The 14339-nt window shown below is 60.4% G+C and carries 12 protein-coding genes and 2 pseudogenes; 13 read left to right on the top strand and 1 reads right to left on the bottom strand.

The window, feature by feature from the left end; genetic code table 11:
• Window positions 1-537: 537 nt before the first annotated feature.
• The 13 genes and pseudogenes from G7066_RS09810 to dapF all read left to right on the top strand — a co-directional run bounded on the left by G7066_RS09810 (window position 538) and on the right by dapF (window position 13712).
• Entirely contained in the window at window positions 538-3468 is a 2931-nt protein-coding gene (locus G7066_RS09810) for a DNA translocase FtsK (protein WP_166330765.1), read from the top strand.
• A complete protein-coding gene (pgsA, locus tag G7066_RS09805) occupies window positions 3468-4067 on the top strand; it encodes a CDP-diacylglycerol--glycerol-3-phosphate 3-phosphatidyltransferase (protein ID WP_166330763.1) in 600 nt (199 codons plus the stop codon). The genes G7066_RS09810 and pgsA overlap by 1 nt, the downstream gene beginning before the upstream one ends.
• Entirely contained in the window at window positions 4060-4581 is a 522-nt protein-coding gene (locus G7066_RS09800) for a CinA family protein (protein ID WP_166330761.1), read from the top strand. Before pgsA ends, G7066_RS09800 begins: the two co-directional genes overlap by 8 nt.
• 94 nt (window positions 4582-4675) lie before the next feature.
• Window positions 4676-6160 (top strand): amino acid ABC transporter substrate-binding protein/permease, encoded by a 1485-nt coding sequence (locus tag G7066_RS09795; RefSeq protein WP_244302899.1) that lies wholly within the window; start codon window positions 4676-4678, stop codon window positions 6158-6160.
• Window positions 6157-6918 carry an amino acid ABC transporter ATP-binding protein gene (locus G7066_RS09790; protein WP_280116154.1) on the top strand — a complete coding sequence of 254 codons (762 nt, stop codon included), beginning with the start codon at window positions 6157-6159 and terminating at the stop codon, window positions 6916-6918. Before G7066_RS09795 ends, G7066_RS09790 begins: the two co-directional genes overlap by 4 nt.
• A 215-nt stretch (window positions 6919-7133) precedes the next feature.
• Entirely contained in the window at window positions 7134-7454 is a 321-nt protein-coding gene (locus G7066_RS09785) for a helix-turn-helix domain-containing protein (protein ID WP_166289147.1), read from the top strand.
• A 97-nt stretch (window positions 7455-7551) separates the two neighbouring features.
• Window positions 7552-7770, top strand: coding sequence for a DUF3046 domain-containing protein (locus tag G7066_RS09780; RefSeq protein ID WP_425280724.1), 219 nt, complete (start codon window positions 7552-7554; stop codon window positions 7768-7770).
• Window positions 7771-8012: 242 nt separating this feature from the next.
• Window positions 8013-9092 (top strand): recombinase RecA, encoded by a 1080-nt coding sequence (recA, locus tag G7066_RS09775; RefSeq protein WP_166330759.1) that lies wholly within the window; start codon window positions 8013-8015, stop codon window positions 9090-9092.
• A 5-nt stretch (window positions 9093-9097) separates the two neighbouring features.
• Window positions 9098-9913, top strand: coding sequence for a regulatory protein RecX (locus tag G7066_RS09770; RefSeq protein ID WP_166330757.1), 816 nt, complete (start codon window positions 9098-9100; stop codon window positions 9911-9913).
• Between the two features lie 36 nt (window positions 9914-9949).
• Window positions 9950-11484, top strand: a pseudogene (gene miaB / locus G7066_RS09765) (tRNA (N6-isopentenyl adenosine(37)-C2)-methylthiotransferase MiaB).
• Entirely contained in the window at window positions 11481-12386 is a 906-nt protein-coding gene (gene miaA, locus G7066_RS09760; RefSeq protein ID WP_166330755.1) for a tRNA (adenosine(37)-N6)-dimethylallyltransferase MiaA, read from the top strand. Before miaB ends, miaA begins: the two are co-directional and overlap by 4 nt.
• Complete coding sequence (locus G7066_RS09755) at window positions 12383-12811, top strand: GNAT family acetyltransferase (RefSeq protein WP_166330753.1); 429 nt, start codon at window positions 12383-12385, stop codon at window positions 12809-12811. The genes miaA and G7066_RS09755 overlap by 4 nt, the downstream gene beginning before the upstream one ends.
• 29 nt (window positions 12812-12840) lie before the next feature.
• Window positions 12841-13712 (top strand): annotated as a pseudogene (dapF, locus tag G7066_RS09750) (diaminopimelate epimerase).
• Window positions 13713-13722: 10 nt separating this feature from the next.
• On the opposite strand, the gene G7066_RS09745 reads toward dapF, so the two are convergent.
• The gene (locus G7066_RS09745) at window positions 13723-14334 is read right to left on the bottom strand and encodes a class I SAM-dependent methyltransferase (protein ID WP_166330751.1); all 612 of its coding nucleotides are present in this window, start codon (window positions 14332-14334) and stop codon (window positions 13723-13725) included.
• Between the last annotated feature and the right edge of the window lie 5 nt (window positions 14335-14339).

Here is a 14339-nt window from a genome sequence, read left to right as displayed (position 1 = left end):
ACTGGTACTTTCAGCAGGAGTAGTGCGGTGGTGTGACTGAACGCCTCGCCCGCACGAAGAAGGGGGGGCATAGTCGCTTGCCAAGCGTTGAGCTCTGTCTTGGTCGAACTCGTTTTTTGGAACCTACACTCGCAACGTTCTTACTCCGTGGTGCGGGCGGATGAAGCGCTGATGCCGCACAGATTGGGGTGTAGGTCCATGCTGAATCCCCGTGGACACTGTGAAAGCCGAGCCTTGTAAGTTCGGGGCAAGGGGAGTCAGATTTCTGGTCATGTATTACGAGTGTTTCGCTCAAGAGGGCGCCCTGAATGCGTTATCCACAGCAAACCCCACGATCGGTCAGAATTGCAAAACTGTAGTGGCTGTGAGCGAAGGTGATCCATAGGCGTCGACGAAGCCGTTCTCGTCGTGTGCACGCAGATTGTTCCTAACTGAGCGCTTAACCACAATCTGCGTGCACACGGGCGAGATGCAGCGATATTGGGCGCGCCGCCTGCGTGAGGTGTCAGTGTCAGTGGGGGATGTACCTTTGTACGCATGGCAACCAAAGCTTCTTCGCGCGGAAAATCGGGGAAGCCCGCAGCTCCGGGTTCCCGCAGCTCGGGTACTCGGGCGACCGCAAAAACGAAGGTGCTAGTAGAAGCTGAACCCACCGAGGGTGTGCTAGTGCGCTCCTGGAACGGTCTCGCTCACGCGGTGGGAGGCGCAGCCCGCGCTTTCCGAACCGAGCCGCTCGCACCTGAAGACCGCCGCGATGGCATTCCGATGCTGCTTGTGCTGCTCGCCGTTATCGGTGCAATTGTCGAGTGGTTCATGATCGGGCAGCCGATCGCGGTGCAACTCGATGCCTGGACATTCGGCGGCCTGTTTGGTCGAGTCGCCTTTGGCTTGCCGATCATCATGGTTGGGTTTGCGATGTGGCTGTTTAACCATCCATCGAGCGTGAATGACAACCGCCGCATCGCAATCGGACTCTTCCTCGTGATCACTAGCATCGCAGGTATCTCTCACGTTTATGGCGGGCAGCCAAAACCGCAGGCTGGCATGCCCGCGCTCGCAGAGGCGGGCGGCCTGCTCGGTTGGATGGTCGGCACACCACTGCTCACGATGACCATTTGGGTTGCGGCACCGGTACTGTTCCTGCTGCTGCTGTTTTCTGTGCTGATTGTCACAAAGACACCTCCCGGTCGCATCGTGCGTCGTCTGCGAGAGGCGTATGCGTTCCTCTTTGGTGTGAGCGATGCCGCTGCGGAGGCTCAAGAATCCGAGGCGGTGCAGCAGCCCACAAAGAAGGCGCGCAAGTCCCGCAAAGACGATGCACTTTTCGATCTGGAAGAGGTCGAGGGCGACGGCGAAAGCGGATCGCTGCCATGGTGGCGCCGCAACTCATCGGGCCGCGAGGAAGACCCTGACTACTCTGAAGCCCCTAATGTGCTCGACGAACTTCTGGAGGGTAGCGACAAGGCAGCCGATGGTGCGTTTGATTCGGCCCTTGAGGCCGAGCCAGAAACATCAGTCTTTCCTACTGGCCTGTTTGACGACCTCGACCAAGCGGAGACCGCGGTGCAGGCCGCGGCAGTGGCGCCCGCATCCGGCCTCAGCGATGACTCCTGGGGTGAGCCCGAGCAAGACGAACCCACCGTTGTCGACGCCGCCCCCACGACTCCCTTCGCTGTCGCGCCGCCGCACGCGCCGGTTCAGGCGGAATACCACTTGCCCGACCAGTCGACCCTTGCGTCCGGCGATGTTCCGAAGGTGCAAACCGAGGCAAACACGACCATTATGGCCGCGGTGGCGCGTGTGTTCGAAGAGTTTAAGGTTGACGCTCGAGTCACCGGCTTCTCGCGTGGCCCGACGGTCACGCAGTACGAGGTCGAGCTTGGCCCAGGTGTGAAGGTTGAGAAGGTCACGGCACTGTCGAAGAACCTCTCGTACGCTGTCGCCTCAAACGAGGTGCGCATTCTCTCGCCGATTCCGGGCAAGAGTGCCATCGGCATTGAGATCCCGAACAAAGATCGCGAGAACGTTGCACTTGGCGACGTACTGCGATCCAACCGTGCCCTGCGCAGCAAACACCCCATGACTATTGGTGTCGGCAAAGACGTGAAGGGTGGGTTCGTGGTCGCGAACCTCGCCAAGATGCCCCACCTGCTCGTGGCGGGTGCCACTGGTTCTGGTAAGTCGAGCTTCATTAACTCGATGATCACGAGCATCCTGATGCGGGCGACCCCCGCTGAGGTGCGAATGGTGCTCGTCGACCCGAAGCGCGTAGAACTCACGGTCTACCAGGGCGTGCCGCACCTCATTACTCCCATCATCACGAGCCCCAAGAAAGCAGCGGAAGCGCTCCAGTGGGTCGTTAAAGAGATGGATATGCGCTACGACGATCTGGCGAGTTTCGGCTTTCGCCACATTGACGACTTCAACGACGCCGTGCGCTCAGGGTCGATTGTGTTGCCCGCGGGCAGCCAGCGTGTGCTGAAGCCCTACCCGTACCTGCTTGTGGTCGTCGATGAGCTCGCCGACCTCATGCTGGTGGCACCGCGCGATGTTGAAGACTCGATTCAGCGCATCACGCAGCTCGCTCGTGCCGCAGGCATCCACCTCGTGCTGGCCACCCAGCGTCCGTCCGTCAACGTTGTGACCGGCGTCATCAAGTCAAACGTGCCGAGCCGCTACGCCTTTGCTGTGGCCTCCGGCACCGACTCTCGTGTGATCCTCGACGAGGTTGGTGCCGAACGCCTGATCGGTCAGGGTGACGGGTTGATGCTACTCAACGGCGAATCCACTCCGATGCGCGTCCAGGGTGCCTGGGTTAACGAGTCCGAGATCGCCCAGGTGGTCTCGCACGTCAAAGCTCAGGCGCAACCCGAATACCGAGCAGACGTTGCTCAGGTCGCTGAGAAGAAGGAGATAGACGAAGACATCGGCGATGATCTCGACGTGCTGCTCGCCGCGATCGAGCTTGTTGTGTCCTCGCAGTTCGGCTCCACCTCGATGCTGCAACGCAAACTGCGCGTCGGCTTCGCAAAGGCCGGGCGTCTCATGGATCTGATGGAGTCCCGCGACATCGTGGGACCCTCCGAAGGATCGAAAGCGCGAGACGTGCTCGTCTCGCCTGAGCAGCTCGCAGAGGTTCTCGGCAAGATCAAGGGTGCGCCCTCTGCCGCATCGGCACCGCAGGCAGCCGTCTTCGTTGCGCCAGCTGCTCCAGCTGTCCCGGCGGCTCCGGCGGTCACGCCAACTCCGCAGGCCCCTCCTGCCGAGCCACAGGACTTCGCGAGCGCCGAGAACGTGACCGATGTGCTGGATCCGCTAGAGGCCCGGGCGAGCGGCAAGGAACTCAGCGACAGCGGCTTCGGAGACGACCGCTACGACGACCCCGTCGCCAAGTACCAGGCCACACTCGAAGAGGTCGACGACGGCGATGACGACGAAGACGCCTGGCAGCTGACGGGTCGCGACTAATGGCTGAGGCTGCTCGGGTGAGTAACTGGAACGCACCGAACATCATCACCGGCGCGAGGATCGTCGCTACGCCGTTTTTCCTCTGGATGCTGCTCGCAGACGGGGGAGCGCTTGGCCCTTGGCGCTGGGCCGCCGCCGCTTTCTTTGTGCTGGCGATCGCGACAGATGCCTGGGATGGCCATCTCGCCCGTTCCCGTGGGCTCATTACCGATCTCGGCAAACTTCTCGACCCCATCGCCGATAAGTTCTTGACCGGGGCCGCACTCGTGGGCCTCTCGATCCTCAACGAGCTTCCCTGGTGGATCACCATCGTTGTGCTCGTGAGAGAGATCGGGATCACCGTTCACCGCTTGATGGTCGCACACAACGTGGTCGTCGCAGCAGCCTGGATGGGCAAGTTGAAGACGGTCGCGCAGTCAGTCGCGATCACGCTTGCGCTGCTGCCACTCGCCAGCGTCATGGGCGATGCGGCCCCCATCGCGACCTGGGCCAACATCATCACGATGACAATCGCCGTTGTGCTGACCATCGCGAGTGGCATCGACTACATCGTCGCTTTTGTTCGCGCACGGGCGTGCCAGGAGCGCACGGATGGCTAAGACGGCGCGATCCCGAACCAACCTTGCGGAGCAACTGGTTGAGACCGCCAAAGAACGCGGGGTGAGGATCGCCGTCGCCGAGTCCCTCACCGGTGGACTGCTCGTCGACACGCTCGTGGGAATCCCGGGTGCCTCGCGAGTGGTGTCAGGGGGAGTTGTCGCCTACGACACTTACCTCAAGCACTCGCTGCTGGGGGTCGATTTCACGCTGCTGCGCGAGCAGGGACCCGTGCACGGCGAGGTCGCGAGGCAGATGGCGGCAGGCGTGAGGTTTGCGTGCTCTGTGCCGGGCGAGGACGACCTTGAACCAGCAGACATCGGAATCGCAACGACGGGCGTTGCGGGACCCGATCCTGACCCGCAAACAAAGCAATCCGCTGGCACGGTATGGCTGGGCGTGAGCGATGCGAGTGGCACAGAGGCCGTGCGACTTTCACTCAAGGGTGATCGCGCTGCGATCCGCAACGAAACCGTGATAGCCGCACTTGAGTTGGTGCTTGGGCGGCTCACATAACACGATTGGTCAACACCGCCAATCAGCATATATTCTTTTCGAGATACGCTCGCCGGGGAAGCCTCTGGTGAGGCCCACTTCCTGAGGAGAACGAGTGCCCAAGATACACCCCTGGCGCCGTCTGCGAGTTGGCCTAGCCGCCGCGTTTGCTGCGACGCTGCTGCTGGGTACGGCTGCCGCCGCAACGGCCACACCGCTGAGCGCGGGCCCGCACAAGACCGCGGATGACAACCCTACCTACGTCATCGCGACCGACACAACCTTTGCGCCCTTTGAATTCCGTGACACAAAGAGTGGCGACCTCGTTGGTATCGACATGGACATGATCCAGGAGATCGCGAAGCAAGAGGGATTCAAAGTAGACATCCGCTCGCTTGGTTTCCAGGCTGCTCTGTCGGCTGTGCAGGCGGGGCAGGCCGATGGTGTGATCGCCGGAATGTCGATCACCGACGAGCGCAAAGAGATCTTTGACTTCTCGGAGCCGTACTTCGAGTCCGGTGTGCAGATGGCGGTCGCCGCGAGCGACAACGACACCAAGGGCTACGAAGACCTCAAGGGTAAGACTGTCGTAGCAAAATCGGGCACCCAGGGGCTGCTTGAGGCTGAGAAGCTCGCCACGAAGTACGACTTCAAGGTGAAGGCGCTTGACCAGTCGGCCACGATGTACGAGTCAGTGAAGAACAAGTCGGCTGTGGCTGTTTTTGACGACTATCCAGTGCTGGCCTACGGGATCGCCCAGGGTAACGGGCTCAAGGTTGTGACCGAGAAGATTCCGGGTGGCGAGTACGGCTTTGCGGTGGCGAAGGGCAAAAATTCGGAACTGCTCGCGTCCTTCAACGACGGACTGGCTCGCCTCAAAGCCGACGGTGGCTACCAAAAGATTGTGGATCGCTACCTGGCCGCGCCAGAGACGCAGGCCAGCTCGAACGGAAACATCTTCGAACTCTTGCAGCAGAGTTGGCCCGCGCTGTCGAAGGGTCTCTGGAACACGCTCGCAATCACTGTTGTCTCGTTTGCCATTGCCTTGGTGCTTGGCCTGATCTTTGGGTTCATGAAGATATCGGGGTCGCGAATCTTGCGCGGCATCGCGACCGTGTACGTGGCGATTTTTAGAGGTACGCCGATCCTTGTTTGGGCATTCCTGTTCTACTTCGGGTTACCGCAGTTGACCGGATCGCCGGGAGACGTATTTATGGCGGGTGTTGCAACGCTGTCTCTCAACGCGGGCGCATACCTCACCGAGATCGTTCGCGGCGGCCTGCAGGCCGTGGATCCTGGTCAGATGGAGGCCGCTCGCTCGCTGGGACTCGGCTGGGGGCGCTCAATGCAGCGTGTGGTGGTGCCGCAGGCGACCAAAATTACGATGCCCTCGATTATCAACCAGCTTGTGATCACGCTGAAGGACTCCTCGTTGCTGCTCACGATCGGCTTTGCTGAGCTGCTCTACCAGGCTCAGCAGATCTACGCGGCAAACTTCCGCACGACCGAGATGCTGATCATTGTTGGCCTGATGTACTTCGTTGTCATCACGCTGCTGACCTGGCTCGCCAACCTGGTGGATAAGAGGGTAAACAAGTGAACGAGAATACCGTGAAGAGTGAGTCGGGTAGCGCAATCATTGAGGTTGTGGGGCTGCGCAAGTCTTTTGGCAGCAACGAGGTGTTGCGCGGGATCGACCTCGCGGTGGCAGAGGGGGAAGTGGTCTCGCTGATCGGGCCCTCTGGGTCGGGTAAGTCTACGATCCTGCGGTGCCTCAACGGTCTCGAGCAGGCAACTGCAGGCCATGTAACCGTGGGCGGATTTGAGATTACCTCGCCCAAGACTGACATCAATAAGGTGCGGCAGCACGTTGGCATGGTGTTTCAGCACTTCAACCTGTTTCCGAATATGACGGTGATTGAAAACGTAATGCTCGCGCCGGTTGATCTTGGACGCAAGACCAAGGCTGAGGCTCGCGCGGCGGCTCTCGCTTTGCTTGAGCGGGTTGGACTCTCTGAGAAGGCCGATGCCAGGCCGTCCTCGCTCTCTGGTGGGCAAAAGCAGCGCGTGGCGATTGCTCGCGCGCTTGCGATGGAGCCGCAGATCATGCTGTTTGATGAGGCGACATCGGCGCTGGATCCCGAGATGGTGGGCGAGGTGCTGCAGGTCATTCGTGATCTCGCCGCCTCTGGTATGACCATGGTGCTGGTTACGCATGAGATGGGGTTTGCGCGCGAGGTGTGCGACCGTGTTGTGTTCATGGCGGATGGAGTTGTTGTGGAGCAGGGTGCCCCTGATCAAGTATTCGGTTCACCGCAACAAACTCGAACTCAGGAATTCCTCTCGAAAGTGTTGTGATTCGGCGGTTTTTGGGGTCCTGAACCTGAATATTTCGTAATAGTTGAGCCGAGTTGACTCAACTTCAGGGAAGTTTCAGGAATAGACACGATAGTCTCTGGGTTATTCCCAGTGACACCAGTCAAACTGGGTGGTGTTATCGCCGCGACGAACGGGTCGTGGGCGGGTAGTGTGTAAGCATGGCCTGGGGGTCATGCGAGCGAAGGAGGGTTCACATGGTGCTGATGCGGCAAGAGATCGGCGATGTACTGCGTGACTTCCGCTTGCAAAAGGGACGTACGCTGCGACAGGTCGCTGGTGAGGCAAGTGTTGCGCTCGGGTACCTGAGCGAAGTTGAGCGTGGCCAGAAAGAGGCATCGAGCGAGATTCTCGCAGCCGTTGCTGATGCGCTGGATACGCCGCTCTCGATCATTATGGGTGAGGTGAGTGAGCGTCTCGCGGTAGTTGAGGGGCTCTCGATGCCTTTGCCCGGTCGGGTTCCCGATACTGTTCCTGCGGAGCTCATGTCGGGTTACGCTGCCGAACTGGTCTCATAGACTTTATGGAGTGCACGTGTAGTGCGCGGTTGAAGCGCTCGACTCCCCTTGGGGTCGGGCGCTTCACTGTTCTTGGATGGAGGATCCTGCTTTGCGCATGAGTGAGTTTCAGCGTGCTTGTGCTGAGGAGTTTGGCACCGACTACTCGCGGGTGCTCGTTCGGGATCACTGGCTTGCGGTGCTGGGTGGAACGGCGCAGGAGGCGCTCGCTCGGGGTGTTGAGGCGCGCGACGTGTGGCGCGCACTCTGCGAGGATCTGCAAGTGCCTGTCGAGCGGCGGTATGGGCGCGGATTGCTGGACCCGCGGCGAGACTGAAGTGGTTTTGGCTGCGACACGCCGCACGATTTTCGAAGATGTGTTCGAATGGTGCTAACTTCGTCCACAGGTGAGTTTGTCTGGGCCTTTTCCACAGATTTGCGCCCCTGGCCGTGAATGTCAGTGGCTCCTTCTAGGGTTAAAAACAGATGGCCACCAACGCCTTGTCTGCCCTCCCGGGTCAAGACAGTCGGTAGGCAGCAACCCAGCGGCGGCGCCGCGCACACTGAAGGAGCAAGAACATGGCAGCACCCAAAGATCGCGAAAAGGCGCTCGAAGCCGCACTCGCTCAGATCGATAAAAACTTTGGCAAGGGCGCCGTTATGCGCATGGGCAGCGCTGAACGTGCTCCTGTTGAGGTGATTCCGACTGGTTCAGTCGCGCTTGACGTTGCGCTCGGTATTGGCGGTTTGCCCCGTGGCCGCGTGATTGAGATTTACGGACCTGAATCCTCGGGTAAAACGACACTCACGCTGCACGCCATCGCGAACGCGCAGCGACTCGGTGGTATCGCAGCGTTCATCGATGCCGAGCACGCGCTCGATCCTGAATACGCAAAAAAGCTGGGTGTTGACATCGACTCACTGCTGGTTGCTCAGCCCGATACGGGCGAGCAGGCGCTTGAGATCGCTGACATGTTGATTCGTTCTGGTTCGGTTGACCTGGTAGTTATCGACTCCGTGGCAGCACTCGTGCCGAAGGCCGAGATCGACGGCGAGATGGGCGATAGCCACGTTGGTCTGCAAGCGCGTTTGATGTCCCAGGCTCTGCGTAAGATCACGGGCAGCTTGAACGCCACCAATACCACCTGCATCTTCATTAACCAACTGCGCGAAAAGATTGGCGTCTTCTTTGGCAGCCCCGAAACTACCTCGGGTGGTAAAGCACTGAAGTTCTACGCTTCGGTACGTCTAGACATTCGCCGCATTCAAACCCTTAAAGATGGCACCGACGCGGTTGGCAACCGCACTCGAGTCAAGGTCGTGAAGAACAAGATGGCACCGCCCTTCAAGCAGGCGGAGTTTGACATCCTCTACGGTATTGGCATCTCACGCGAGGGCTCGCTGATCGATTACGGTGTGGAGCAGGGCCTCGTGAAGAAGAGCGGTGCCTGGTTTACCTACGACGGTGACCAGCTGGGGCAGGGCATGGAGAATGCCCGACGTTTCCTCATCGAACACCCTGATATCGCGACCGAGCTTGAAGAGAAGATTCTCACCAAGCTGGGTGTGAACGGTCGTGGTGCTGAGCCTGAGGCAGCTCAAAACGCAACCAAGTCAGCTTCGCTACCTGCGGCTGACGATAATCGAGCGAGCGCGTAACAATCATGGCTGTGCGGTTTCTGCCGGCTCCGAGTGAGGAGCCGGCAGTTTCGAAGCCGGATCGCAAGAATCTGGCTGAGGTGATCGAATTGCGCTCCCTGCTTCGACAGCGGGAGTGGAAGGTATCTGCAACGGATGGCATAGCCGACTCTCCCGTTGCTTGGAACAACGCTGAGCAGCCTGCTGGTAGCGAAGCTGACACTCCAACGATGCCTGAACCGACTCGGGCACGGATTGATGAATCGGTGCTTGTCTCTGGACCCTGGGCTGGAGTCGTTGCTGACCCCGCAGGCGAAGATGACGAGTCTGTTGCGCAACCGGCGACGGAAGAGTCTCTTCCAGATATCTCTGAGCAGGCGGTCAAAATGTTGGCACGCAAAGCTAAGTCGAGTGGAGAGTTGCAAGAAGAACTGCTGCGTGCTGGGTACGAGACAGCCGAAGTTGAAGTTGTCATTGGCGAGTTCGAGCAGAACCTGTACCTTGACGATGCGGGTCTTGCGCGGGCCGTCACAGAGAAGCTGCGCGATTCCAAACGAGCGAGTCGCTCGCAAATTCGGGTGAAGCTAAAGGCACGCAGGCTTCCGGACAACGTTATTGAGGCCACTCTGGACGAACTTGATGACGATGAAGAGTTTGCGCTGTTGCGTGCCACCGCCGAGGAGCGAGCGCGTCGCATGCAAGATCTTGATCGTGTGACGGCAGAGCGTCGATTGCTCGGGTTTCTCGCGCGTCGGGGATGGTCAGGGGAGCCCGCGACCCGTGCCGTACGGGAAGCACTCGACGGTGCGGGAGGGACCGGCAGTGGCGTTCGCTTTCGCTGAGCAAATCTCCACGCGCGGCGCAATACACTTGTTCTCATGAGTCTCGCATCCGCTGACCCCACAGTGATTGATCCTTCGCCCGCTGCCCTGCGGGCAGACGGCAGCCCCCGTAGCTATACGGTGCGCACTCTGGGGTGCCAGATGAACGTGCACGACTCCGAACGGCTCTCCGGTTCGCTGGAAGCGGCCGGTTACATTGCGGCAGATGATGCTGAGCAGGCCGATGTGATTGTGATCAACACCTGTGCGGTGCGAGAGAACGCGGCAAACAAGCTTTACGGCAACCTGGGGCAACTTGCAAGCATCAAACGTGAGCGCACAGACATGCAGATCGCCGTTGGGGGCTGCCTCGCTCAGAAAGACCAGGGCGTCATCGTGGAGAAAGCACCCTGGGTTGACGTGGTCTTTGGCACCCACAATATGGGGTCGCTGCCTGCCCTGCTTGAGCGAGCTCGACACAACCAAGAAGCTCAAGTTGAGATTCTTGAATCGCTCGAGGTGTTTCCGTCGACTCTTCCGACCAAGCGTGACTCTGCTTCGAGCGGCTGGGTCTCGATTTCTGTCGGGTGCAACAACACCTGCACGTTCTGCATCGTCCCCGCGCTGCGTGGCAAGGAAAAGGATCGCAGGCCCGGTGATGTGCTCGCCGAAGTGCAAGCTCTCGTAGACGACGGCGCGATCGAGATCACGCTGCTTGGGCAGAACGTCAACACCTACGGTGTGGAGTTCGGTGACCGCCATGCTTTTAGTAAGCTGCTGCGGGCGATGGGTGAAATCGAGGGTCTTGAGCGTGTGCGATTCACCAGTCCGCACCCCGCCGCCTTCACCACCGATGTGATTGAGGCGATGGCGGAGACCCCAACGTGATGCCCTCGTTGCACATGCCGCTTCAATCGGGATCAGACTCGATCCTGAAGGCGATGAAGCGCTCCTACCGTTCCAAGAAGTTCCTTGGCATTCTTGACGAGGTTCGCCAGCTGATTCCGAACGCGGCTATCACCACCGACATCATCGTCGGGTTCCCCGGCGAGACCGACGAAGATTTCGAAGACACCATGCGTGTCGTTGAAAACTCGCGTTTTGCGAGTGCGTTTACCTTCCAGTATTCGATCAGGCCGGGCACACCCGCTGCGACAATGGATAACCAGGTGCCCAAGAAGGTCGTGCAGGAACGCTATGAGCGCCTCATGGCCCTGCAAGAACGGCTCTCCCTCGAAGAGAACGAGGCGCAGATTGGCCAGCAAGTCAAGGTGCTCGTATCAGTCAGTGAGGGGCGCAAAGACTCGGCCACCCATCGGCTCTCCGGGCGTGCGGAAGACAACAGGCTCGTACACTTTGCGTTGCCCGAGGGTGCCGAGGTGCCGCGCCCGGGTGATGTCGTGACGGTTCAGGTAACTTCTGCTGGATCCTTCTTCGTTGTCGCAGACGAGGTGCCCGGTGTGTACGCCGTGCGCCGCACGCGCGCAGGTGACGCCTACGATCGGCGCCAGGCAGAGAGTTGCGGTGTGCCGACCCCGGGCGTAACCCCGGGAGTGGTAAATCTCGGGCTCCCAACCATTCGCGCCCGATGATCGCGCCCCGGCTATGGGGGATCGTCGGTGCAACGGGAACCGGAAAGTCGGCGCTGTCGCTTGACCTCGCTGAGGCCATCAAAGCAAAAGGTCGAAGTGCTGAAATTGTCAACGCCGACGCCATGCAGCTCTACCGGGGCATGGACATCGGCACCGCGAAACTGCCCGACAATGAGCGTCGAGGGATCCCGCACCACCTTTTTGACGTGTGTGACCCCGCAGAAGAAGCGACGGTCGCCTGGTACCAGCCGGAGGCTCGCGCCCGCATCACGGAGACCCTTGAGAAAGGCGCCGACGCGATCCTCGTGGGCGGCTCAGGGCTGTACGTCTCGAGCGTTGTCTTTGACTTCAAGTTTCCGCCACGAGACAACGAACTGCGGGCGCAGCTCGAAGCCGAACTCGCCGCACAGGGTACCGGTGCACTCCTGGAACAGTTGCGCGAGCTGAACCCGCGAGTTGCTGAAGAGGTAGACGCGCGTAATCCCCGACGTGTGGTCCGCGCGCTTGAGGTCGCCAAGCTCGGCGGTGACGCCAGTGCCACGTTGCCCGAGACGCCAAAGCTTTGGTGTGAGGGCACGCGGCTCTTGGGTGTCGCGGTGGAGCGCGCAACCCTCGTCGAGCGACTCGATCTTCGCGTGAAGCAGATGTGGGCCGATGGGCTGCTCGACGAGGTGCGAGAGCTGATCCCGCGCGGCATCGAACAGGGGCCGACTGCGAGCCGAGCCATTGGTTATGCGCAGGCGCTTGCTCAGCTCTCCGGCACCATGAGTGAGGCTGACGCGATCGCGGAGACCCAGCTCTTGACGCGCCGCTACGCGAGGCGTCAGGTGAGCTGGTTTAAGCGGTACCCGGGTGTCGACTGGCTCTCAGAGCCCAACATTGAAGAGGTGGACCTTACGTGAGTGTCAACACCCGGGCGTTCGAACCCGCGGATACCGAAGCCGTAGTCGCCCTCTGGGAGGCCTGCGGGCTGACTCGACCCTGGAATGACCCGAGGGCAGACATTGCGCGTAAGCTCAGGGTGCAGCCCGAACTGTTTCGGGTCGCGGTTGACGACTCGACGGGTGATACCGTCGGATCTGTGATGGCGGGCTACGACGGTCATCGCGGCTGGGCGTACTACCTTGCTACGGCACCAACCCATCGCGGACGGGGAATCGCTGCCGCGCTCATGCGCGAGGTTGAGGGCATGTTGGAGGAGCTCGGCTGCCCCAAGTCCCAGTTGATGGTGCGAAACGACAACGTCGAAGCGCTCAGCTTTTATGATCGCCTCAACTATGAAATCGCTGATGTCAGAGTGCTGGGGCGACGCCTCATTGAAGATTGAGACTCGTCGGCGCCCCATAGACTAGACGAATGACGGTTCTCTCATTCACCAAGGGCCACGGCACCGGTAACGATTTTGTGCTCTTCACCGACCCCGAGGGTGAGATCGAGCTGAGTCCCGAACAAATTCGTCAGCTCTGCGACAGACGGTTCGGTGTCGGAGCCGATGGTGTGATTCGCGCCGTTCGGTCGCGCGCGATTCCCGAAGGAGCCGCGATCCTTGCAGAGGAGCCTGAAGCGGAATGGTTCATGGACTACTGGAACGCCGACGGTACACCCGCTGAGATGTGCGGCAATGGTGTGCGTGTGTACGCGCACTACCTCGTGACCGAGGGGCTCGTTTCTTCCGAGCGCCGCGACACACTTCCCATCGGCACTCGGTCCGGCGTTAAAGACGTGCTTGCGGGTGTAAGTGGATACACCGTGGACCTTGGGCGTTGGCGAATGGGGGAGAACCGCTGGTTGCGGCGAGCGGTCTTGAGGTTGCGCGCCCGGGACTTGGCATCAATCTTGGCAACCCCCATGTCGTAACCGCCCTCGCTCACGAGGGGGAGCTTATGGGGCTCGATCTCACCAAAGCGCCCGCGCTTGATCCCGCCCCCGAAGACGGCGCCAACGTCGAGTTTGTTGTGCCAGATGAACCCCTCCTGAAAGACGGAGTGGCCCGCATCAAAATGCGTGTGCACGAGCGGGGCGTCGGCGAGACGCTCTCCTGCGGTACTGGGGTGGCGGCCGCTGCTCTAGCATTTCGGCACTGGGGTGGCGAAGGCATGCCGAACCATTGGCGGGTTGATGTGCCCGGTGGGCGTTTGGCTGTTCGGATGTTTCCGACGGAGGAAGGGGAGCACGTTTCGCTGAGTGGCCCCGCCGAGCTCGTATACAGCGGCACGATTGAAATTTAACTGGCCTTGACTAAGCCTTCCGCGCCGCGCGAATCACGTTGAATCCCTTGTCGCGTGCCACACGCTCGACGGTGAGATCAGTAAACTCCGCAGCAATCCAACGCTGTAGAGAATCTGCGCCCAGGTGTTTGGCCACCACGAGGTGGGCCACCCCCTTTGGTGCAAGCCTGGGGAGCCACTGGTGCAAGATCCCGTGAAGCACTTCTTTGCCAACTCGGATCGGTGGGTTCGAAATGATTTCATCGAATAGTAGCTCCGAGGGAACGTCTTCGGGCGCTGCGACCCGCAGCGCCGATGCGCCAAGCCGATCGGCATTCAGGCGCGTGAGTTCGCGTGACCGCTCGTTCACGTCGATCGCCCATACCTCGCGCTCAGGGCTCTCAAGGGCTGTGTGCAGTGCGATCGGACCCCAACCGCATCCAATATCGAGCGCGGGCCCCGATCCTGGTTGTCCGGCCGATGCGAGTGTGCGAAGCAGGATCTCGGTGCCGCGATCCAGATGTTCCGGGCTGAAGACCCCACCCGCGGTCACCACAGAGCGGGTTTCACCCGCGAGCAGCACATCGATTTCACGCGGCTTGAATTCGCCAAGTGGGGCCTCTGAAAAGTAGTGCTGGTTCACCGTTC

This window comes from Leucobacter coleopterorum (assembly GCF_011382985.1).
In the GTDB taxonomy this organism is placed as follows: domain Bacteria; phylum Actinomycetota; class Actinomycetes; order Actinomycetales; family Microbacteriaceae; genus Leucobacter; species Leucobacter coleopterorum.
This window is presented reverse-complemented; position numbering and strand designations above follow the sequence as displayed.